This is a genomic window from Lentzea tibetensis (genome assembly GCF_007845675.1).
GTDB classification, from domain to species: domain Bacteria; phylum Actinomycetota; class Actinomycetes; order Mycobacteriales; family Pseudonocardiaceae; genus Lentzea; species Lentzea tibetensis.
Window position 1 is genome coordinate 71,705 of sequence record NZ_VOBR01000023.1, and the last position, 21,907, is coordinate 93,611.

Genomic DNA, 21,907 nt, shown 5'->3' on the forward strand with positions numbered 1-21,907 from the left:
CTGCCGAGCAGTTCTGGAGCAGCAATCTCCGGCTTGATCTGTCTGCTGGTCGCTGGACTGGGTGATTGTCGCGCCCCTCTACTAACGGTGTGAGGGCAGTGGATTGCTTACGCCGCAAGCGGACCCGAAACATGGCGTTCTGCAGGCTCCGGTGCGGTCGGGTGCGCTCGGACATTCAGGTCTGCTTCGTGCCAGCGTCGCTGCAAGTCGTTGAGGAGTCGGAGTTCGACTTCGGGTGCGACGTGGGAGTAGACCTCGGTGACGCGGTTGGGCACGTGGTGGCCGAGTCGTCGTGCCTGGGCGATCTCGGGTGCGCCGCCGGCGATCAGCCAGGTCTTGTGGCTGTGCCGCAGTCCGTGGAAGGTCAGGCCGGGGCGGATTGGCACGGTGCGGACGCCCGACAGCGGGCGTCCTTCGTTGCCGTTGACCGCGGGTTGAGTACACGGCGGATGAAAGTGCTGCGCCACCACCATGTTCCGGCTTCGGCGGTGAACACGAACTCGTTGTCGTGTTGCTCGAGGTGCTTGCGCAGCATGGTGATGAGGAACGGTGGCAGAGTGATCGTCCGGGCCGATGAGGGGGTCTTGGGCGAGCCGAGCCAGCGCGTGTGCGCGCTTCGTGCGGTGACCGGTGCGTGGGTCGATGATCAGGACGCCTCGGTCGAGGTCGACGTTGTCGCGGTGCAGGCCGGTGAGTTCGCCCCAGCGGCATCCGGTCCAGCCGGCGGTGATGATCAGCAGTCCGGCGGTCTCACCACCGAGCGCGGCGGCCTGCTCGGCGATGCGAAGCACCTCGGTCGGTGTTGCCCAGACGCGTTCGCGTTCGATGCGGTGGCTGCGTCGTCCTCGGCGTCGGTAGCGGCGGATGGGATTGGTGGAGATGAGACCCTGATCAGCGGCGTCGGTGAGGATCATCGAGAGCACTTTGACGATGGTGGCGATGGTGGTGTTGGTGTAGTCGAGTTGCCGCAGGTCGCTGATCCACTTGTTCACGCCGAGCGCGATGATGGCGTTGAGTGGTGTGGCGCCCCAGCGGAGCTGGATGTGGCAGCGCAACACGCTGCGGTAGTTGTCGACCGTGCGCGGGTCGAGATCGAGTGCGGCGAACCAGGTCGCGACCCATTCGGAGCGGTTCAGCGCGGTAATCAGCGCTGGAGTCTTCTGTTTTGAAAGTCTGGCCGGAGGAATTATCGAAGTGCCCACGAAGGAATCTCACGACGCCAAGGTGAAACTGGGCAGCCGCTTTCACCGGCTCTTCGGCGCCACGCTCGTGTCGGCCATCGGCACCGGCATGCACGCTGCCGCGTTGCCCCTGCTGGCCCTGCAGAGCACCAACAGCCCGATGGCGTTGAGCCTCGTCGTCGTGGCCGCCGAGATTCCTTGGGTGCTGGTCTCGCTGCACGCCGGTGTCTTGGTGGACCGAGTGGACCGCCGGCGGGTGATGGTGTGGGCCGACCTGGGCCGTTTCGCCGTCCTGGTCGCTCTCGCGGTGCTCATCCTGACTGCGCAGGTGAACCTGGTGTGGCTGGTGCTCGCGGCGTTCCTGCTGGGCATCGGCCAGGTCTTCTTCGACGTCGCCGCCCAGTCGGCCATTCCCGATTTCGTGTCGCGGGATCCGCGGAAACTGGCAACGGCGAACGGGCGGATCGCCGCAGCGGAGAGCAACGGTGAGGACTTCGTGGGGCCCCCGCTCGGCTCCGCCCTGTTCGGTGTGTGGAACTTCCTGCCGTTCGCCGGCAACGCTCTCTCGTTCGCCGCCAGCGGCCTGTTGATCCTCTCGATCCGGACGGATGTCAAGCCGAAGGAGACGTCCGACGCTCCACGCAAGAGCGTGCGGAGCGAAATCGTCGAGGGCATTCGGTGGTTGTTCGGGAACCGGACCCTGCGGGCGCTGGCCACGGTTTCCTGCCTCGGCAACGTTGCCGCCACCGCTCAGTTCGCGATGCTCGCGCTGCTGGCGAAGGAGGTCCTCGGACTTCCGGATTTCGGTTTCGGCCTGCTGCTGACGGCCACCGCGGTGGGCGCAACGATCGGGGGACTGGCGGCCGCGGCTGTCAGCAAGCGGTTCGGCTCCGGCACCGTGCTGCTCGCGGGCAAAGTCGGCGTGGGCGCGGCCATTCTGGTTCTGGGACTGGCCACCAGTTCGTGGGTTGCGGCCGCGATGATGATGGTGACCGGTGCGCTGATGACTGCGGAGAAAGTCGTAGTGAGCACATTGCGCCAGCAGATCGTGCCTAATGAACTCTTGGGGAGGGTGCTCTCGTCGAGCAGAGTGGTGGTAATGACTGGGGGGCCGGTCGGAGCGGCACTCGGCGGCGTTCTCGCCAGCGTGTTCGCCGTCCAGGTCTCGTATGTCGCCGCTGGTGTTTTTCTCATCCTGGTGGCGCTGGTCTTCTATCCCGTGCTGAACAACCGCGCCCTGGCAAGCGCTGCGGACGAATCAGCCGGGTAAGCGCGAGAATCCGCAGCCGCGCGGGAGAGGCCGCTCCGCACTAAGGCCCAGGTGTTCGGGTGAGGAGCAGATCGACACCGAGGTGGACGACTGGGCACGCCGATCTCCACCTCGGCAACCTCACCGCGCCTGGAGCATGCCAAGAGGGAAGCTGCGAGGGTGCTGCACGCTCTCCGTGATGCGGCCTGACAGTCATCCGGAGCCCAGCCGACCGAGTCGGCTGGGGGCTGGCCGGAACGGCACCAATCAGGCAATGTTTGCCCTGCGTGTCAAGCCTCTACGTCACGTTCGCCGGGGCGATGACCGTCTTCGAGATCGACCGGGATCCCGGTTTGACGGGCTGCGAGGGCAGTCTGGACGCGGCGCAGCAGCCGCCCGCCGATGTAGTCAGGAAGATCGGTGGGCTGGACGAAGCAGTAGTCGGTGAGCTCGTCCGCGGGAAGTCTGATGGCGGCTTCGTCGGCGGTGCTCAGCAGACCGCCGTCGAACAAGTACATGACCCCTGGCTTAGGTCGCTTCGCTGTGGCGAGGACGAAGTCCACACAGAGCAAGGTCCCCAGGTCGCGGTCCAGAGCGAGCTCCTCTCGGATCTCGCGTCGTGCCGTCTGACGCGGTGTCTCCTCCGGCTCCATCGCGCCACCAGGGATCACCCACCGGGGCTCGTAGGTGGGCTTCACCAGCAAAATGTCCCCTGAGTCGTTGAGCAGCACTGCTCCGGCGCCGACGAACACCGGTGGGCGGGAGGCGTAGTACTGCTCCGGGCTCAAAGGGTGCGGCCTGGTGGCGTCCGATGGCATGGGGCCCGAGCGTAGTTCCGCGTCGCCACAACAGGGCGAAGGTTGCCTGATGAGGCGTTGGCTCTGGCCACCCCCTCGGTGCATCGAAACGACCTGGCGCCGATGAGTTCTTGCTGCAGGCGTGGTCTGTCCCAGCAACAGCACAACCACTTCCTTGGAGAGCAGCGCGATGGCAACGGTGCACACAGGCATGGCCATGTCGTTGGACGGCTCGTCGCTGACCGCAGGGGCAGCACGGCGCGGCTGTCCGACCCGGCGGCCTCTGGCGGCAGCCACTACATGACCGCGCTGATCCAGGCAACCGGCGCGGTTGTCATGGGCAGGCGGACTTTTGCGATGGCCGAGGATCCGGACTGGTTCGTCGGCAACTACGAGTTCCAGGTCCCCATTTTCGTGCTCACCCACACGCCGCCGCCGGTCATGCCCGAACAGGACGAGCGGTTGACCTTCACGTTCGTGACCGACGGGGTCGCCTCGGCGATCGCCAAGGCGAAGGCGGCCGCCGGGCAACGGGTGGTCCAGGTGGTCGGCGCCAGCGTGGTCCAGCAGGCACCTCGCTCCGTTTCCAGGTCGTCAAGTAGATCTGGTTCGACGTGGCGGCAAGTGGTCCGGAGCTCGGCGCCGTGTCGAAGCCCACGACGACCTTCTACCCTCTCGAAGCAGTTGGCGCAGAACGATCTCGGCATGCTGCTCGGTTCTTCGGGACCACCGGCAGGTCTGGTTTCGGTACTCTCTGACCGCCTGACGAAAGGACACGGGTGGACGACTCGTCGAAGGTCGGTAGGCATGCTCGCGCGGTGCTGGCCGCCGCGAAGGCCTTCCGCGCCGAAGCAGCAGGGGTGCGCGCGGAACCGGATCGGCTGCTCGCGCTCGCCGCCGCGAGGTACCAGGAGGTCCGGGACTCGCTGGTGGCCGACCAGCTCCGTGCCATGCCGGTGGACAAGCTCCGGGACACGAAGGCGAACCTGCGGCTGAGCAAGCTGAAGGCCGCCGGGTACCGGACCGTCGCCGACGTCGCCAAGGCGCGCCCGGAACAGCTCGACGGCGTGCCCGGAGTCGGCAGGCAGTCCGCCGAGCAGATCGTGCGGGTCGCCCGCGCCGTCGTCGACGGCGTCGCGCGCGACACGACTGTCCGGCTGAACCCCGACCGCGCTGACCGCGCCCAGACCGAGCTGCTGCAGCTGATGTCCAAGCTGCGCAGGGCGAACCAGCTCGTCGGTCCGCTGCGCGAGCCGCTCGGAGACGTGCTGGGCAAGGTTGACGCCGACGTGCGCGCCGCATCCCGTGCCTGGAGCCGGGTGCGGATGTTCTTCTCGTTGCGGAAGAACCGACAGGCGGCCATCGATTCGCTCGACCGGCTCGAGGCCATGCTGGCCAGTCGCGACGTGGCGGCGTTGCGCGCGGTGGGCACGCAGCTGCGCGTGCCGGACCTGGATCACCGCGCGCTGTGGCGCGACTACGAGCTCGACGCGGCCGCCTACAACACGCTCCTCGCCGACCTCGCTGGTGCGGACGCGATGCCGGATCGCAGTGCCGCCAAGGGTTTCGTCCCGGCCGACATCGAGCACGAGGTCGACGCGACCACACTGGACACCAGCCTGCTGAAGGTGTCGCTGCGCGGCTACCAGGTGTTCGGAGCCAAGTTCGCGCTGGCCCGCAAACGCGTCATCATCGGCGACGAGATGGGACTGGGCAAGACGATCGAGGCCATCGCGGTGATGGCCAGCCTCGCCGCCGGTGGACGGCGTGGGTTCCTGGTGGTCTGCCCGGCGAGCGTCGTCGTCAACTGGGTCAACGAGATCGCCAGGCACAGCGACCTCGTGCCGCACCGGATGCACGGCGCGGGCCGCGACGGCGCGGTCGGCAAGTGGCTGGCGCAGGGCGGCGTCGGCGTGACGACGTTCGGCACGTTGCCGAAACTGGTGCTGCCGAAGAGGTTCCGCCCGGCGCTGGTCGTGGTCGACGAGGCGCACTACGTGAAGAACCCGGACACGCAGCGCTCACAGGCGATCAACAAGATCGTGCAGCGCGCGGAGCGGGCAGTGCTCCTCACCGGCACGCCGATGGAGAACCGCGTCGAGGAGTTCCGCAACCTGGTCGCCTATCTCCAGCCGAGCGTCGCGGCCCGCACGGGCGCCACCGACGCCGTGGTGGGAGCGAAGGCTTTCCGCCGCGTTGTCGCACCGGTGTACCTGCGGCGCAACCAGGAGGACGTGCTGGGGGAGTTGCCGGAGCTGCTGGAGATGGAGGACTGGGTCGAGTTCGGCAAGCAGGACCGAGGTGCGTACCTCGACGCGGTGCGCGAGGGGAACCTGATGGCGATGCGCCGCGCCGCGTACGCGCCGGGCACGCCCCGCGGCTCGGCGAAGCTGGAGCGGCTGCTGGAGATCATCGAGGAGTCGAGGGACAACGGCTGGAAGGTCGTGGTGTTCTCGTACTTCCACGACGTGCTGGACGCGGTCGCGGACCAGCTCGAAGTCTTCGGTCCCCTGACCGGCGCGACGTCGGCGCAGGACCGTCAACGACTGGTGGACGCGTTCACGGCGTGCGAGGACCACGCGGTGCTGGTGGCCCAGATCGAGGCGGGCGGCGTGGGCCTCAACATCCAGGCCGCGTCCGTGGTGATCATCGCCGAGCCGCAGTGGAAGCCGAGCACGGAGGACCAGGCGATCGCCCGTTGCCACCGGATGGGCCAGGTCCGCAAGGTCCACGTGCACCGGTTGCTGGTCAAGGACAGCGTGGACGCGCGGGTGCAGGAGGTCCGCGACCACAAGACCCTGCTGTTCGACCACTACGCGCGCGAAAGCGACACGAAGCACTCGCACGCGAGCGCGCTGGACTCAGCGGTGTCGGTGGAGCAGCGAGTGGTGCAGGCCGAGCAGCAGCGCCTTGGTCTCTAGGATCTGAGCTAGGTTGCTCGGGTGAGTCTCCTCGATGACGTGGCCGAGCGCGACGGCTGGCGGTGCTGGGTGTGCGACGAACCGGTCGACCCCGACATGTCGGTGAACGACCCGCGGGGGCCCAGCGTCGACAGCCGGACCGCCGACCGGAAGGCCAAGGTCGCCGAGCGGCTCGCGCACCGCGGGTGCAACACCCGCAAGGGCGCGGTCAAGGTGGTCATCGCTTGGCCGGATCGCCTGCACGTGGTCGAACCCGCGCCGCTGATCACCGTTGCCGGTCGGCTGGAGCGCAAGGGGGGCCGCGAGATGGTGGCCCGTTGTCCGACCAGGCAGGACGCCCAGGAAGCTGCGGATTGGCTGCTGGACCGGTTCTCCCGACTGTCACCAGAGCTGCCGGTGACCGCCAACATCGAGGCGGGCGGCGGCCAGTTCCTCGTCATCCTGGCCACCAGCCGCCGCTGACCGGGATCACCAAGCACGCACTTGCGTCGAGCCGGGGCAAGTCCCACAGCTCGGCCGGGCTCGCACTCGACTTGCGCTGCGCAACAGGGCTGAAGATCGAACTGCGCTGTTGAGTGGGCAGCCTCGCTCTTTGCAGCTTGGCGCCGCCCTGTCGTGAGGGCACCCGGCGGAAGGCCCACTTGCCGGGCACCACGTACCGGCCGGGCGTTCACCTGGCTTTCCAACATTTTTCCAACAGCAGCCCGCTTCACTGCACGGCGGAAGGCAGGACGGACCCGCCAGTCGAGGTCCGCGGCCCCACGAACAGCGGCCAGCGCCGCCACCCCACTCCTTCAGGGGGCAACCGTGAACGTGAAACGACTCCGCCGGGCAGCCATCTTCGCAGCCTGCGCCGTCCTGGCCCTGGTGCCGATGACACCGTCGGCCACGGCCGCCACAAGGGAACCCGCCGCACCGCCGCCAACGGGATCCGTTGCGGCCACGCCCGCCGGGTTCGCTTCGTGGGCCGATGTGTTCGCTGTCCAGGACGAGCTCAACGCCGCGGCCCGACACATCGTCGCCGCACGCGATTCCGAGTACGCCGGCGTGGTCGCCGACCCCGCGAACGGCGATCTGCGCGTGTACTGGAAGGGAGACGTACCGCGATCTGTCCGCCGGATCGCCGACGGGCTCGGCGTACCGGTCGTGTTCCTGCCAGCCAGATTCAGCGAGCGCGAGATGCTCGCCGAAGCGCGGCGCCTCACCACCGACCCGCGGGTGTTGTCGGTGGGACCGGAGGCTGACGGCAGCGGCCTCACGATCGCCGTGACCGAGGCGGGCGCGCGGGAACTCCGCGTCGGCGCCACCGGCGTGCTGGGCACCACGACGATGGCGCTGCACCTGCAGTCCGGCCCCGCGCCGCAGCCCCTCAGCCGCCAGAACGACTACTCCCCGCGCCTGGGCGGGTCGAAGTACCGGATCGGTCGGGGTGAATGCACGACCGGGTTCTCGATCACCTGGAACCGTGAGGCGCGGATGCTCACCGCCGGTCACTGCGGCAACAACACCAACGTCGCCTACGACGGCGGTGGCGACCTGATCGGCGACGTCTTCAACGACGTTCCCGGTCGCGACACCATGATGATCAACACGCGCGTGCAGGGCGAGACGTTCGGCCCCAGCATCTACATCGGCCCCTGGGACGGCAATGTCGCCAGGAATGTGGCCAGTGCGGAAGCGGACTTCGTCGGCAACTACGTCTGCACCGGCGGTGCCCGCACCGGGGAACACTGTGGCGTTCGGGTGACGCACGTCAACCAGACCGACGAGGGGTTCTTCCCACTGATCCGTGGTGAGCTGGACGGCGCGGGTTGCGCGGCGGCCAGGGGCGACAGCGGCGGACCGGTCTACCAACCCAGGCGCGGCACGCTGGACATGTTCGGGCGCGGCACGATCAGCACAGGCAGGCCCGGGACCGGCACGAGCTGCCCGAACGCCCCGCCGTCGGACAGTTCCCGCATCGTGTACTGGGCTCCGCTGCTACGGCCACCAGGTGACGCCACTGTCGGCTCGCTGCAGTTCTACGGTGCCACGCTTCTCTAGCTGTTCCTGCAATCCGTTCATTGCGGGCGGCGCGGACCGCGACCCCGGCGACGAGGCTGACCAGCCGAATATCGACATGTCGCCGGGGTCAGGCCGAGCCCGGTGCCCGACAGCAGATTGCCCTTGACGTTGGTGCACCCAGAACTACGAATACAACCACCGTGTCCGTGAGGCCAGGTCAACCTGTCTACAATGGACAATGTCCGTGGTGCGTGGGACCGGTTCGCTTCAGCAGTCGGTTGGCGAGCACTTCGGTTGCGACGTTGCGGCCGATGGCAAGACCCGCCTGGTTGCTGAATTCGAAGTGCTGTCCGCCGAACACCCGCGACCTGCCGGCCTCGGCAGCGGCGGCGGAGAAACCGGGGTAGCTGCGCGCCTGGCCGCCCGGTGCGGTGTCTGTGGTGTGCGTGAAGCGAACGTTGTCCGCGCAGAAGAACCCGGCCAGCACGGTGGCAGCCGCGCCGCTGTAGGAGCTGTGTCCGGACGGGTATTCCGGCGTTCCGCCTGTGCTGCCAGCTCGGGGAGCCCAGCTCGGGTTCGGCTGCGTCAAGGGGTTTCCGTCGGTTTCCGCCTCGCGGATCGCCGTGGCCGGACGCCAATGACGGTGGTTGAACTTGGTGCCGACGGTGGGAACCGTGCTGTCGGCCAGCGTCATCGTCAGCAACGCCATGAGGCGCGCCGAGGTGGGCAACGGTTGGCCGCGAGACACAGTCAGTGCGATCTTGACCCACTCGCCGGCGGGTTGGCCGGTGCCGGCTGGCACGGACCAGAACTGGAAGGTGGCGAGCTTGTCGGGGGCGGGTATTCCGGCGTCGCCGAGGAGCGCGACTTCGGCGAACGCGGCGGCGTAGTCCAGGCTGTCCAGGGCAGGTGGCGGACCCGGCACGTACGCGGCGGGGTTGGCGACGGCGAACGGACGAACGTTGCGGTACTGCACGCCGGACCATTCGGCTCGGAACGCGCCGGGGCCCGAGCCGGCGGGCTGACTTTGCACCGGAGTTGAGCCGTCGTCGGCGCGGGAGGCCACCACGCGTTGGCCGACCTCACCTCCCCAGCGCACGCCAGCGTCGCGCCGATGGCCGGGACGCAGGCCGGCCAGGTCGGCTCGCAGTTGCGTGTCGTAGGTGGCGGTTCGGTCGGGGTCCAACCGGACAAGGATGGCGTGTGCCGCCGCGACGGCTGCGGCGTGGGGATCAGCGCCGCGTGGGCCAGGACCAGGTATCAGCGCATGGGCGCGTGCCGGGCCGGCGAGTCCGTTGACCGCGTCGTAGATGGCCACGTTGAGCATCGCGTAGGTGCGGGCCGCGTCGGCGTCAGTGGCGCGGGTGGCCCGCACCGCGACCAACCCGAGTTCGTTCCACACTCGCACACTGTCCAACCGTGGCTCGGCGTCCGCGGGTGCGCTCAACCCAGCGCCGACCAAACTGAGCACCAGGGCCAGGACGATCTTCCTCACGGACCTCGCCTCCAAAGACGCCCAAGAGAATCGCAGCCACGACGGTCATATCGTGTCCTGGTTCCGGCGGCCCTGCGACGGCTACTTGAAGGTCACCTCGCTGGTACGAACGGCTGCCTGGGAAAGCAGCCTTTGATCGACCGAGGCCGCCACGTGCTCTCGTTCGCGGCGGTGCCACGCGAGGGCGCCAGCCCGGAGCATCGCCAGTGCGATCACGCCGAGCGCCGGACCCCAGCGCTCCCGATCGTTTCGCCGAGCAGAGGCGAGACTGGTCGAAATACACGCATGTCAGCAGGGCCAGACGCCGGTGCGAGCGTTCGGTCAACGGCATGAGCGTGCATGCGATGTCGCGGTTTACTCGCGTCCCATCCAGGTGGCCACGTCAATCTCGTTGCCCTCGGGATCGGCCAGCAGCCACCCCGCGGGCGCGTTCCGGTCGCTCACGAGGCGCCCGCCGGCGGCGATCGCCGCCGCGATCCGCGCCTCTGCCTGGTCATGCGGCACCGAGATGTCGATGTGGATCCGGTTGCGCTGCGGGCGGGGAGCATCCATCTGCTGGAACCACACCGCCGGCCCTCGGCTCTGCGGGTCGAGCAGGTCTTCGTCACCAACTTGCTCGTAGCCGAGCACAGCCCGCCAGAACGGCATCACCGTCTCGATGGCGAGCGCGTCGATCGAGATCTGAACGGCCTGCACAGCGGACGGCTCGGCGGGCACGTTCAACTCGCGCGCAGCGGCCGAGATCTGCCGGGCCAGAGCGACATCACCCGCACGCTGGCGACCAAAGCCTTCCGGCGGCAGGCACACCGTCACAGCCGACGGCCGCAGGTCGACATTCGGGTGGCGGCCCGCGGCGTCGGCCAGCCTGCCGATCGCGGCCGCCAGGGCGACGCTCGCCGTGAACGTTTCGGTACGAAAGTGCGCGCACGCCCCGGAAAACAGCACCCGCCAGTCTTCAACGCCCTCGGCCTCGTGAAAGCTTCGCGGCGAGATCGGTTCGCTCATCCACCTGATCTAATCGGATCGAGTGAGGCGACGTCCGCTCTTCGGCATGAGCGGATGTTCGATCGCAGCGGGGCGGTCGGCTGGGCCGGCGGACCGGGTCAGGTCTTGGGGCGCTGCTTGATCTCGGCGGTCAGGAGTTCGACCATTTCGGCGATCCGTGCCGCGCGCAGTTCCGGGCGGCGTTTGGTGCCGTCGATCCAGCGCACGTAGGCGCGGCGGTAGAACTGGGCGAGGGAGTCGAAGAACGCGGCAGCCGTTGGCGCGGCGTCGAGCGCGGCCGCGATGTCCTCGGCGAGGTCGGCGCGTTGCGGGCCTTCCGGGGACAGCACGACCTCGACGCGGTCGCCGGGCGCCAGGCTGTTGTCGCGCAGCCAGGCCGAGGTGAGGACGATCCGGCGGTCGGCACCGGAAGTCTCGATGACGCCGCGGATGCGCACCTGGTTGACGGTGCCGGTGATGTGGTGCCGGGACTTGACGCCCCAGACCTCGTCGGGGTCGAACGGAACGGGCACGACCACGCGGCCGCGCCCCTCCGCGCGGACCGTGCCGGTGAAACGGCGCGCCGTCATGGCAGTGATCGTAACGGGCGCTGAAGTGGCGTGAACCTCCACCAGGGGCTCGGGCCTGGTCCGTTCGCACGACTCGATGATCGTCCACAACCATGTGGTACCCACTGCCGATGAGCGAGGAGAGACTCGACCGTTCGGCGTTGCAACGCATCCTGCCCCCAGACCCGACTGGTACCGACCCGTCGGTGCAGGAGGTCTGGCAGCGGATGGACACGGTCGAGGAGTGGCGGGACCAGCCCGTCGGGGCGTGGCCGCACGAGCGGGCGTTGCCGTGGGGACTGCGCTTTCTCGCCGAGGCGCTGGAACACCTGGCCAGGCACGATCTCGCGCGGCTCATCCATCTCGAACGGGTTGCGTTGTGCCGGGAACTGGACGACCTCGAGGCGCTCGGCGGCGCGTTGAGCGATCTGCGTCGCAACCTCGAGCGGCAGGGCAGGCTCGAAGAGGCGGTGCTGATCGCGCACGAGGAGCGCGAGGTGCACCTCCGCCTGGTCGCCATCGACCCGTGGTCGGTCGAGGTGGCGAACCACGCCCGACGGGAGATCACCAGGATGCTGGCCGAGCTCGGCAGGCATGAGGACGCGGCGGAATCCGCCGCCTCAGCGTTGCGCGAACTCCGGGAGCAGCCCGAGAGGTCAAGACGCCCGTCGATCGCCTACGACCTCGCCGACGCGCAGAACGACCTCGCCGCGAGCCTCGTGCACCTCGGTCGCCTCGAGGAGGCGTACGAGCCGACGGCTGCCGCGGTGGAGTTCTGGCGTACCCACACCGATGAACAACGGCCACGTTGCATCAGCACTCTGAACGAGCTGGGACGGCGACTCGTCAGTATCGGGCGAGTCGAGGAAGGAAACGCGGCGTGTGCCGAGGCCGCGCGGATTTCCGGCATGCGCACCTAGGGCGAGTCTGCCGGGGTTGGTGATCGGCGAGCTGTCCAAGCGGGCGCGGTTCGGGCCCTCGCCCGGCACTGTCCTTCACCCTGTGGACGCCCTGATCCCCCAGCTGCCGGCCCAACGGGCACCGGGCTGGAGGACGACCACACCTTCGCCGGAGTTGAAGGCGTCCGCCGGGCAGGTCATCGGTTCCACTGCCAGCGTCCCGCGCGGTCGACCCGACGGGCCGAGACCGTTGAACAGCTGCAGCCAGCCGAACGTGGCCTCCTGCCACAGTTCGACCCAGGGGCCGTTCGGCGCGGACAGCCGAGTCGTGGTCAGCCCGTCGGCGCCGCGCACCAGTCCGGTGAATCCGGTGTCCAGCTGGAGGTCGCCCATCGGACGTGGAGTCGTGAAGTCGTAAGGGGTGCCGGCCACCGGCACTTTGCCGGTGGGCAGCAGCCGGTCGTCCACCGTGATCCGCTCGAGGGCAGGCAGATGCAGGTCGAGGCCGTCGATCAGGGCGTCCCCGACCCTGAGGCCGGGGTGCGTGCCGAGGCCGAACGGCGCGGGCGTGGCGCCGAGGTTCACCGCCACGTGGTCGGCACGAAGACCGTCGTCGGTGAGGCTCCAGTGCGTGGTGAGCCGGAGTGGATGCGGATAGCCCGGCTGCGGCGCGATCACGCAGGCCAAGGTGATCGAGTCACGGCTGCGTCGGATCGGCCGCCACGGCACGAAGCGGGAAAAGCCGTGGATCGCGGAGCGGCGAGGGACGTCGGTGATCGCCAGCTGCTGGGTGACCCCGCCGAAGGTGTAGAGGCCGTCACGGAGCCGATTGGGCCATGGCGCGAGCACCCGCCCGGCGGATTTGACGGGTGAGTCGAGCGGGTACGGGTCCACGAACGGGACTCCGTCCACTGTGTACTCGCGCAGCCCGCCGCCGAGCTCGACCACGGCCGCGCGCTGGCCGCGACGCCGCAGTACCCACTCCGTGCCGGCGAGACTCGGCCAGGGCCGCGCGTCGTCCGTTGCCTCGGCAGCAGAAGCCGGAGTCCCCGCGGCGGCGAGGCCGGCTCCGGCACTGGCGGCCAGCAAGAGTGATCGACGGGAGACACGTCGCAGGTTCACGTCAGCCAGCTCCATCCCAGGCGACTTGCGTTCAGCTACCGCCGTACCGGAATCGTTTCGGCACCAACGTTCGGCGTCAAGGCCTGGACATCCGATGTCAGCGTGTGCTGGGCGAGTAGCTGGTAATGATCAAGATCGGGGGTAGTTGTCGGAGGCTCCGTCGGCCGATGACCGCTCGCCCATCACGTTTCTCGCTTTTCCGGACCGTTTTGTGGTGATCGCGATGAGTGGATCCGCTGTTGGGGGACACTCGGAGCGTGATGGATGCTGCGCGGCGCGAGTTGGAACGGATGCGGGAGTCGTCTGATGTGTGGCAGGAGCTGCGCTACGAGCCTGCCACGGATGCGGATGGCGATGACTGCGACGCGAACGCGGTGCGGCGGGCAAAAGTGTTGTGGGCGTTGCAATACGACCGCCAGCCCGGTGACCTCCCGCTGGTGCGGTGGTTGGCGGAGCAGGAGGCGCTGTGCCGGAGTGAGGCGCCGTCTCAGGGCATGACCGAGCAGACCAGGCTGGCCGGGTTCCTGCTGGCCGAGCATCGGCAGGTGGAGGACGTCTGGCTGCACTGGGAGATCAAGCAGGCCAACTTCGACACCGGGTGCGGTTACGATCTCGAGCACCTGCTCGCCGCTGGAGTGCAGTCCACGATCGCCTATGTGCGCGACAGCGGGCACGCCGAACGAGACGCCGTGCTGAAGAGCCTGCTCGACGAGGACCAGCCGTTCGTGTCCGAGGAGGACATGGGTGAGTGGTTGCAGGCTGAGCGCTCGTGGTTCCCGACTGATCCGGCCGCCGAGGACCCGCTGACCTGGATCGAGCGCGCCGTACTGGCCGGTGACCGTGAGCTGGCCCTCCGGGAGCTGGGCCGGTGGGCCGCCGACCGGCCGCGGGACAAGGACACGCTGCGCCAGCTCAGCTACCAGTTCGCCGATCTGGGGGCGTTCGCCGAGGCTGCTCGGGCGGAGCGGGATGGCCTGGTGTTCGTCGACAACGCGTGGGACTCGGCGTCGGCGTGGCAGCGGCTGGCCGAGCTGGAGCGTCAGGCCGGCGATCATCGTGCCGCCTGGGAGGCGTTGCGCGAATGTCGCCTGGCCCTGGACGACGTGTCCGGCTGGCCGGAGGTGGGCTTGGGTCGCACGTACGTGCACGAGCTGTTCCTGCTGGCCGGTTCCGCGGAGGACGAGTTGGCCGCCGTGGTGTTCGCCGAGGCGGACCGGCAGGCGCGCGACGTGCCCGGCTTGCCCTTCGTGGTGTTGCGGAACGCCGCCGCAGCGGCAGGCCGGGTCGGCGATCAGAGCAGGGCGGAGCACTACCAGGAGTTGCGTGATGCCGAACGGCAGCGCATCGACACCGAGATGGGCCGAGCCTGACCCTGACGCGCTGCTGCGTTCCTTACGTGCAGGTTGGTAGGCGTCGGACGGTTCGTGGCACGTCAAGTTCGACAACGGTGTGGTGTACCAACCGACCTGGCGATACGGCGGCCCGAACTACCGGCCGATCTGACCGCGGGCGAGGGGCGCGTTCACTCCGGTGAGCGCACCTCTCAGCACGTCGAACTCGCAGCCCGGCGAGGACGGGTCGAAGCCGTGCTCGATCAGCCAGCGGGCCGCCCGCAGGCAACGCAGCGACCACCACCCGCGGATCACCTCGAGGTCGACGTCGGAGCCGTAGCCGGCGAGGACGTCGCCGAGGTGCTCCTGGTGTCCGAGCGTCAGGGTGGCGAGGTCGAACAGGGCGTCGCCCTGGGCCGCCTCGGTCCAGTCGATCACGCCGGTGATCTCGTCACCGTCGACGAACACGTGGCTGACCTGCAGGTCGCCGTGCGTGAACACCGGTGTCCACGGCCGGAGCGCGGCCTCGGCGACCTGGCGGTTGCGCGTGACCAGGTCGGCGGGAAGTACGCCACTCGTGATGAGCCACTCGCATTCGCCGTCGAGGTGCGCCGCGATCTCGTCGAGGCTCCGGCCGGGCCGTGGCGGCAGTGGCGCGTCGTGGAGCATCCGCACGGCGGCACCTGCCGCGGCCCATGCCGCCGGCGACGCGGTCGACGGCTCGCCGAGGCGGCCGAGTGCCCTGCCGGGGAGGGCGGAGAGCGCGAGCACGGGCGGCTTTCGCCACAGGACCTGCGGAGTCGGGATCGGCGCCATGGCCATCGCCTCGACCTCGACGTCGGTCCGCGTCTGATCAGCGTCGATCTTCAGGAACACGTCGCCGACGCGCAGGGTCGCGCAGTCGTGATGGGCGACGACGACCTCGACTTCCTCCACGTCCGTCATTGTCGCGGGATCACCACCGACGGATAGGGCATTGCAGTTCGTACCGGTTGACGATTGGCCACGTGGGCGTCCGGTGCAAGTCGACCCGTGGTGACTGGCAGACCTTCTTCAGCGACTGGAAGCAGCCGGGCAACCGGGGGACCGCTTTCTGTCCGGCCACTTGGGAGTCCGTCAGCGCCGACTACGACCTGCCCGACTGAGCCACCACTGACTGTCCACAATGGTCAGTCGCTCAGGTCGCGGCGGAGTCGTCGTTCGTGCAGCTCGACGCCGCCGGGTCCGCGGTCGAGCTGGGAACGTCCGGTGTCGGTCCAGCCCCGGCGGAGGTAGAACCGCAGGGCGCGTTCGTTGGTGTCGAGAACCCACAGGCCTGCGCGGGTGAAGCCGCAGGATCGGAGCCGGTCGAGTGCGGCGGCGTGGAGCTGGGTGCCGATGCCGCGGCGCCAGACGTCGGGGGCGAGGTAGAGCGCGTAGAGGTCACCGAGATCAGGGTCGGCGCGGTCCGCCTGCACCAGCGGCGGACCGGTCGCGGCGAAGCCGACGACGGTGCCTTCGATCGTGGCGACGACCGCGCGGGTGTGCGGTGGGCGGGTGGTGAGGACGTCCGACCAGAACTGTTCCCGGTCGGGGACGGACAGGCCGTCTAGCACGTCGTCGGGGAGCAGGCCTCGGTAGGCGGCGCGCCAGGACCGCACCAGCACGATGGCGATGGCGTGGGCGTCGGCCTGCGTCGCGTCTCGGAGCTCGACCATGTGGCCGATGCTGCCATTCGCGAACCTCCGGACTCCCTCAGGGGTGAACCGTTCGGCCGGGTTCAATGGCCCCATGAGAGCCGTGGTGATCGGTGGGGGAGTCTCTGGCCTGCTGGCCGCTCGCGTGCTGACCGAGTCGTGCGACGACGTGGTGGTGCTGGAACGCGACAGGTTGTCCGACCAGCCCGAGTACCGGGCGGGGGTACCGCAGGGCAGGCACGTGCACGGGCTGCTCGTGCGCGGCGGCCAGATCATGGAGGAGCTGTTCCCCGGTCTCCGCGAGGAACTGGTGGACGCCGGTGCCAGCCTGACCGACGCGGGCGAGGCGCGGCTGCTCAACCGGCACGGCTGGCTGGCATCGGCGAAGACGGGCCTGCCGCTGCTGACCGCCAGCAGGCCACTGCTGGAGACCTCCATCCGGCTTCGCGTCACCGCCAAGATCATGGACGGCGTGCACGTCACCGGCCTGTCGTTCCGCGGGTCCGAAGTGGACGGTGTGCTCACGCGGGACGGCCGCGTCGACGCCGACCTCGTGGTCGATGCGTCCGGTCGGTCTTCGAAGCTGGCCAGGTGGCTCGCCGACGCCGGGATCGCCACGCCGGAACCCACCGTGGTCGACTCGTGCACCGGCTACGCCACCCGGCTCTACACGGCGCCGGAGGGCTTCCCGGCCCTGATCGCGGAGTTGCTGGCCGCGCCGGACCACGCGCGCGGCTGCGCCGTGATGCGCGTCGAGGGTGACCGGTTGATGGTCACCGCGCAGGGCGCCGGTGGTGATCACCCACCCCACGACCCCGACGAGTACCAGGAGTTCCTGGACTCGTTGCGCGGCCCCGTCGCGGACATGCTGCGGGCCGCGTCACCGCTCACCGGTGTCCACCGGTTCGCGCGGACGGCCAGCCGCCGCAACGCTTTCGAGGACGCGGGCGGGTGGCCGGGCGGCCTCGTGGCGGTGGGCGACGCGGTGTGCGCGTTCAACCCCGTGTACGGCCAGGGCATGACGGTGGCCGCGATGGAGGCGCTGCTGTTCCGCGGGCTCTCCGACTTCAGCGCCAAGGGATGCCGCGGCTTTCAGCGCGAGGTCGCGAAAACCGCACGGGCCGCGTGGTTGTTGTCCAGCGGCGCGGACCAGGGATGGACCGGTGACCACCGGCCAGGACTGGGAGAGCGCGCGTTCGCCTGGTACATGGAGCAATGGCAGATCGCGATCACTCGCGACCCCCGCGTGTTCCTCCGCTTCATCCGCGTCATCAACATGGTCGACGGTCCCGCCTCGCTGATGAAGCCGGTGGTGTTCCCCAGGCTGTACCGGGCGGTCCGCCGCGGTTGACGCTCACCTCTGCTGCTCACCCGTTGAGCGCCTGCCCTGTTTCAACGAGGAGCAGTAGGCTGTTCATACCGCCGCCTTGACAACGTTGTCATGACGGATGGAGTGCTAGCCATGCGGAGATCACCACATCGTCGTCGGATTTCGCGGTTCACGGTGGGTCTGTTGATGATCACGGGGATGGCGGTCGTCAGCGCGCCGACCGCGGCGGCGGCGACCAACGTGGCACTGAACAAGCCGGCGACCGGGTCGGCGTCGTGCGCGCCGGACGAGTCACCGGCGAAGGCGGTCAACGGGAGCGTTTCCGGTGGCAACGCCGACAAGTGGTGTTCCTCGGCGGGCACCAAGTTCCTGCAGGTCGACCTCGGCTCAGCGATCAACATCGGTCAGTTCGTGGTCCGGCACGCGGGTGCGGGCGGTGAGTCGGCCGACATGAACACCCGCGCGTTCACCATCCAGGTGAGCACGAACGGCACGACCTTCACCACCGCGGTGACCGTCACGGCGAACGCCGCCAACGTGTCCACCCATGACATCGCTGCCATCAGCGCTCGCCACGTGCGGCTGTCCGTCACGCAGCCGGAGCAAGGTGGCGGCGGAGCGGCCCGGATCTACGAGTTAGAGGTGTACGACACCGGCGGTGGGCAGCCGCCGGGCAACCTCGCGCTGAACCGCCCGGCCACCGGCAGCGCCCCGTGCGCCGCGGCCGAGGGACCGGAGAAGGCCGTCAACGGCAGCGTTTCCGGTGGTAACGGCGACAAGTGGTGCTCGTCGGCGGACGGAACCAAGTTCCTGCAGGTCGACCTGCAGTCCACCCTGAACGTCGGTGGCGCGATCATTCGCCACGCCGGCGCGGGCGGGGAGTCGGCCGACTTCAACACCAGTGGGTTCACCGTTCAGGTGTCCACCAACGGCACCACCTTCACGACGGTGGCGACGGTCAGCGGCAACACCGCGAACGTCACCCGGCACACGTGGACCCAGCGCGGCGTGCGCTTCGTGCGGTTGAACGTGACCGCCCCGACCGCAGGCGGCGGTGGCGCGGCGCGGATCTACGAGTTCGAGGTGTACCTCGACCCGCCGCCCGTCGGCGGCGATCCCGGCACCTGTCACCCCGACGCGCCGCCGACGCTGAACGACTACATCTCCGATCACGCCACGGCGATGACCAGGGTGTCGTGCAACGCCGACGCGGCCGTGTACTTCGACGCCGCGCTGCTCGCGCTGCCCCCGGCGCAGACGGCGTGGGCACCGCCGTTCGTGGCCGAGGTGTGGCGCCACTACCGGGACACCTACGGGAGTTGCGCGGTCAACCGGCCGCTTCCGGCGCCGATCGGGCCGAACTGCGTCCGGTTCGGGCATCCGAAGCCGCTGATCGCGTTCTTCCACCAGGACCGCTTCCACGGTGGCACGGTGGCGAACCGGTTCGACGGGTTCTCCGGGTTCCGCAACACCATCGACGTCGGTGACAACGGGTGGAGCATCAACAACGCGACGCTGCGCGACGTGATCACCCACGAGGAATGCCACATCGTCGAGGGTGCGAGCCAGGGCGTGCACGAGTCTCCGGCGTTCGGCGAGATCTGGGGCGACAGCAAGTGGGCTGAGATCTGCCAGTACGACTTCTACCGCCGCAGCGGCAGGACGGCCGACGCGACCAGGGTGTTCGACCAGTACATGAACAACCGGGACGACCTCCCGCAGGGCGCCAACGACGTCGCCTGGTTCCGCGACTGGTTCCACCCGTTGTACGTGGAGACCGGCAGCAACATGGCGTTCATGGACCGCTTCTACGGATTGCTGAACCAGCACTTCCCGAAGCGGCAGGAGAACGACAACCGCAACCTGATCTACACCAGGCGGATGAACGCCGGTGAGTTCGTCCACTTCATGAGCGGCGCCGTGGGCAGAGACCTCAGCAACGTGGCCCAGCAGGCGTTCAACAGCGGGTTCAGTCGCGCCCAGTTCGACCAGGCCCGGACAGCCTTCCCTGGCATCACGTACTGACCGCTTCTCCGGGAGCTCCTGGTGCGGCAGTCGAATCGCTGCCGCCCCAGGAGCTCCCTCGACGCTGACAAGCGGGGACCGCCGGTGTCAGCGAAGTGTCAGGGCTCGTCGCGATGCTTCTGGCCATGAGGAAGTCAGCACTGATCGACGCGGGGACCGGATCCCGCGGAAAACAAGAAGGGCTCATGGTGTTGAAGAGATTCACTTTCGTGGCGTTGGTCGGTGCGCTGATCGGCGTGGTCCTCGGTACGGCTCCCGCCTCCGCGGCGACCGACCGCAACGGCGTTTGCGAGCAGGGCGAGTTCTGCCTGTACTTCAACAGCGACCAGGCGGGTTCGCTGTCCGACTTCGACGCGTCGATCTCCGACTACGGTGACAGCCAGCCGAGCTGCTACGACTTCAAGAGCGCGGGCAACGGCAAGGGCGTGTGCGTGAAGAACAACGCCGCCTCGGTCAAGAACCTCACCAGCAAGCCGGTCACGGTGTACTACAACAGCGGCTACGCCGGTGCCAACCAGACGATCGCGGCCGGCGGCAAGGCCAACCTCAAGGCGGAGCTCAAGAACGAGAACGCCTCGCACCGGATCGGCGCGGGCAGCGGCGACCCGGACCCGGACCCCGGTACGGGCACCTACCCGGCGCCGGCGACCAACCCGCACCCGTCGGCGACCGCCCGCGCACCGCAGGCCACGGCCCGCACCCAGTTCGTCGACGACCAGATCGCCTCGAAGACCGGCGAGAAGAACTGCTGGGTGGGCGACTACCGCAGCTACGAGTCGTCGACGAGCAACCACAACACCGGCAACGCGCTCGACTGCACGATCTCGAACGCGATCGGCACCTACCCCACCGCGGCGCAGAAGGCGCAGGGCTGGAAGCTGGCCTACTGGCTGCAGAAGCACGCCAGCAAGCTCGACGTCCGGTACGTGATCTGGCAGGGCAAGATCTGGAGCGTCGCCCGCGCGTCCGAGGGCTGGCGCAACTACACCGCCGGGTCCGGTGTGACCGGTGGCCATTACGACCACGTCCACGTCTCGGTGCAGAACCCTTACGGCGACTGACCGACACGCGTCGTCGCACGAACACCTGAGGTGGGAACCGGCATGCCGGTTCCCACCTCAGGTGTTGTCTTGCCGGAGTAAGTGTTTGCCGTGTCCGCGGCACGACGGGCATCATCGTGCGATGGCGCCACGACGGCGGAGGACACCGCAGGAACGCAAGCACCTGTCGCTCGAGCGCGACACCGTCGATCACGGCGAGTACCCCAAGGCCTTTCGTCGCAAGCATCCCGTGCAACAAGCCGAGGCGGAACGCGCGGCACGGCGTGAGGTGCGCCGACGTCTGGCGAACGGGCTCGACGACGTCGACGCGGTGCGCCGGCGTGAGGTGCGCAAGTGGCCACCGGCCAGACTTCGCGAGCTGATCCAGGCGAAGCTGGCGCGACGCGTGCACCTGCAGGAGAACCCGCGCAAGTCCCCGGAGGCGCGGGCGCGCCGCCACCGCGGACACGAAGATGGCGCAACCGGGGACAGCTGAAACGCCTACGTCCACTCCGGAGCGCGCGTACGCTCATGGCGCATGTCGGCCTTACCCTTGCAGCACAAGCGGTCCAAGTGGTACCTCGAAGTGCTGTTGCTGGTTGCCGGGTACTTCGTGTTCGGCCTGGTGCGGGCGGCGGTCGACCGCGGCGACCCGGCGGCGACGAGCAACGCCCTGCAAGTCCAGCGCCTGGAGCAGATCCTTCACATCGCGATCGAGCTCCCGCTCAACCAGGCGATGCTCGCGCACCCGGCCGCGATCCATCTGACCGGCTACTTCTACCGCCTGAGCGTCCTGGCCGTGCCGGTCGTCCTGGTCTGGCTCTACCTCACCCGCCGACCGCACTACAGCCGGCTGCGCACCGTCCTGATCGTGATGATGCTCCTGGACCTCCTGCTCGTGTGGCTCTACCCGGAGGCCCCGCCGCGGTTCGCCCTGCCCGGCGTCGTCGACTACATGGCGACCTACGACATCCTCGGCGGAGCCGCGTCCCGCGTTCCCCGGCCAGGCGTGAACCTGCTGGCGGCGATGCCGAGCATGCACGTCGCCTGGACGACGTGGTGCGCCTGCGCCGTGTGGTCGGCCCTGCGCCAGCGCGCTCCCCGAGCCGCTTGGCTGGCCTGGCTGTTCCCGTTCCTCGTCGCGGTCGTCGTCCTCGTCACCGGACACCACTACGTGCTGGACATCCTGGCCGGTGTCGCCCTCGTGGCGATCTCGATCGGCCTGACCAGGTGGGCAACTCACCGCTCCGAGGTGCGTGAGAGCACGCAGTGATGCGCAGGCGG

20 protein-coding genes are annotated in these 21,907 nt (G+C 68.8%); 12 read left to right on the forward strand and 8 right to left on the reverse strand.

The annotated features are described in order from the left end of the window. Positions 1-107: 107 nt before the first annotated feature. Positions 108-1,202 carry a tyrosine-type recombinase/integrase gene (locus FKR81_RS30330; protein WP_235921852.1) on the reverse strand — a complete coding sequence of 365 codons (1,095 nt, stop codon included), beginning with the start codon at positions 1,200-1,202 and terminating at the stop codon, positions 108-110. On the opposite strand from FKR81_RS30330, the gene FKR81_RS30335 reads away from it, so the two are divergent. Beyond that, on the forward strand, positions 1,195-2,451 hold the full coding sequence (locus FKR81_RS30335; protein WP_235921853.1) for an MFS transporter: 1,257 nt from the start codon (positions 1,195-1,197) through the stop codon (positions 2,449-2,451). The two genes, FKR81_RS30330 and FKR81_RS30335, sit on opposite strands and share 8 nt — an antisense overlap. Before the next feature lie 269 nt (positions 2,452-2,720). On the opposite strand, the gene FKR81_RS30340 is transcribed toward FKR81_RS30335, so the two are convergent. After that, entirely contained in the window at positions 2,721-3,248 is a 528-nt protein-coding gene (locus FKR81_RS30340) for an NUDIX domain-containing protein (RefSeq protein WP_186763248.1), read from the reverse strand. Between the two features lie 758 nt (positions 3,249-4,006). On the opposite strand from FKR81_RS30340, the gene FKR81_RS30350 reads away from it, so the two are divergent. The 3 genes from FKR81_RS30350 (at position 4,007) to FKR81_RS30360 (ending at position 8,191) form a co-directional block, all read left to right on the forward strand. Beyond that, positions 4,007-6,148, forward strand: coding sequence for a DEAD/DEAH box helicase (locus FKR81_RS30350; RefSeq protein ID WP_186763249.1), 2,142 nt, complete (start codon positions 4,007-4,009; stop codon positions 6,146-6,148). Positions 6,149-6,169: 21 nt separating this feature from the next. Next, on the forward strand, positions 6,170-6,610 hold the full coding sequence (locus FKR81_RS30355) for a hypothetical protein (protein WP_146357055.1): 441 nt from the start codon (positions 6,170-6,172) through the stop codon (positions 6,608-6,610). Positions 6,611-6,955: 345 nt separating this feature from the next. Beyond that, the gene (locus FKR81_RS30360; RefSeq protein WP_146357057.1) at positions 6,956-8,191 is read left to right on the forward strand and encodes a chymotrypsin family serine protease; all 1,236 of its coding nucleotides are present in this window, start codon (positions 6,956-6,958) and stop codon (positions 8,189-8,191) included. 187 nt (positions 8,192-8,378) lie between these two features. On the opposite strand, the gene FKR81_RS30365 is transcribed toward FKR81_RS30360, so the two are convergent. From FKR81_RS30365 to FKR81_RS30375, 3 genes are all read right to left on the reverse strand, one after another. Then, the gene (locus FKR81_RS30365) at positions 8,379-9,647 is read right to left on the reverse strand and encodes a vanadium-dependent haloperoxidase (protein WP_146357059.1); all 1,269 of its coding nucleotides are present in this window, start codon (positions 9,645-9,647) and stop codon (positions 8,379-8,381) included. Positions 9,648-10,001: 354 nt separating this feature from the next. Next, entirely contained in the window at positions 10,002-10,652 is a 651-nt protein-coding gene (locus FKR81_RS30370) for a VOC family protein (protein ID WP_146357061.1), read from the reverse strand. Positions 10,653-10,750: 98 nt separating this feature from the next. Next, the gene (locus tag FKR81_RS30375; protein WP_146357063.1) at positions 10,751-11,221 is read right to left on the reverse strand and encodes a YdeI/OmpD-associated family protein; all 471 of its coding nucleotides are present in this window, start codon (positions 11,219-11,221) and stop codon (positions 10,751-10,753) included. Between the two features lie 110 nt (positions 11,222-11,331). Here FKR81_RS30375 and FKR81_RS30380 point away from each other — a divergent pair, with 110 nt between their 5' ends. Next, on the forward strand, positions 11,332-12,120 hold the full coding sequence (locus FKR81_RS30380) for a tetratricopeptide repeat protein (protein ID WP_146357065.1): 789 nt from the start codon (positions 11,332-11,334) through the stop codon (positions 12,118-12,120). Between the two features lie 75 nt (positions 12,121-12,195). On the opposite strand, the gene FKR81_RS30385 is transcribed toward FKR81_RS30380, so the two are convergent. After that, entirely contained in the window at positions 12,196-13,221 is a 1,026-nt protein-coding gene (locus FKR81_RS30385; RefSeq protein WP_222598450.1) for an aldose 1-epimerase family protein, read from the reverse strand. A 257-nt stretch (positions 13,222-13,478) separates the two neighbouring features. Here FKR81_RS30385 and FKR81_RS30390 point away from each other — a divergent pair, with 257 nt between their 5' ends. After that, on the forward strand, positions 13,479-14,591 hold the full coding sequence (locus tag FKR81_RS30390; RefSeq protein WP_222598451.1) for a hypothetical protein: 1,113 nt from the start codon (positions 13,479-13,481) through the stop codon (positions 14,589-14,591). Positions 14,592-14,708: 117 nt separating this feature from the next. Here the strand turns inward: FKR81_RS30390 and FKR81_RS30395 are convergent, their stop codons facing one another. After that, complete coding sequence (locus FKR81_RS30395) at positions 14,709-15,497, reverse strand: phosphotransferase family protein (protein WP_222598452.1); 789 nt, start codon at positions 15,495-15,497, stop codon at positions 14,709-14,711. 62 nt (positions 15,498-15,559) lie between these two features. Between FKR81_RS30395 and FKR81_RS43815 the strand changes: the two genes are divergently transcribed. Continuing rightward, positions 15,560-15,697, forward strand: coding sequence for a hypothetical protein (locus tag FKR81_RS43815; RefSeq protein ID WP_186763250.1), 138 nt, complete (start codon positions 15,560-15,562; stop codon positions 15,695-15,697). A gap of 24 nt (positions 15,698-15,721) precedes the next feature. Here FKR81_RS43815 and FKR81_RS43820 read toward each other — a convergent pair whose 3' ends face one another. Next, positions 15,722-16,249: a GNAT family N-acetyltransferase gene (locus FKR81_RS43820; protein WP_186763251.1), complete on the reverse strand. Its 528-nt coding sequence runs from the start codon at positions 16,247-16,249 to the stop codon at positions 15,722-15,724. A 73-nt stretch (positions 16,250-16,322) separates the two neighbouring features. Here FKR81_RS43820 and FKR81_RS30405 point away from each other — a divergent pair, with 73 nt between their 5' ends. The 5 genes from FKR81_RS30405 to FKR81_RS30425 all read left to right on the forward strand — a co-directional run bounded on the left by FKR81_RS30405 (position 16,323) and on the right by FKR81_RS30425 (position 21,896). Then, positions 16,323-17,579, forward strand: a complete 1,257-nt coding sequence (locus FKR81_RS30405) for an FAD-dependent oxidoreductase (protein WP_186763252.1) — start codon at positions 16,323-16,325, stop codon at positions 17,577-17,579. Positions 17,580-17,744: 165 nt separating this feature from the next. Beyond that, positions 17,745-19,583, forward strand: a complete 1,839-nt coding sequence (locus tag FKR81_RS43825; RefSeq protein WP_222598453.1) for a discoidin domain-containing protein — start codon at positions 17,745-17,747, stop codon at positions 19,581-19,583. 185 nt (positions 19,584-19,768) lie between these two features. Further along, positions 19,769-20,644, forward strand: coding sequence for a peptidase inhibitor family I36 protein (locus FKR81_RS44470; protein ID WP_222598454.1), 876 nt, complete (start codon positions 19,769-19,771; stop codon positions 20,642-20,644). Between the two features lie 121 nt (positions 20,645-20,765). After that, positions 20,766-21,119: a hypothetical protein gene (locus FKR81_RS30420; protein ID WP_146357076.1), complete on the forward strand. Its 354-nt coding sequence runs from the start codon at positions 20,766-20,768 to the stop codon at positions 21,117-21,119. 42 nt (positions 21,120-21,161) lie between these two features. Then, positions 21,162-21,896, forward strand: coding sequence for a phosphatase PAP2 family protein (locus FKR81_RS30425; RefSeq protein WP_146357078.1), 735 nt, complete (start codon positions 21,162-21,164; stop codon positions 21,894-21,896). Positions 21,897-21,907: the final 11 nt, after the last annotated feature.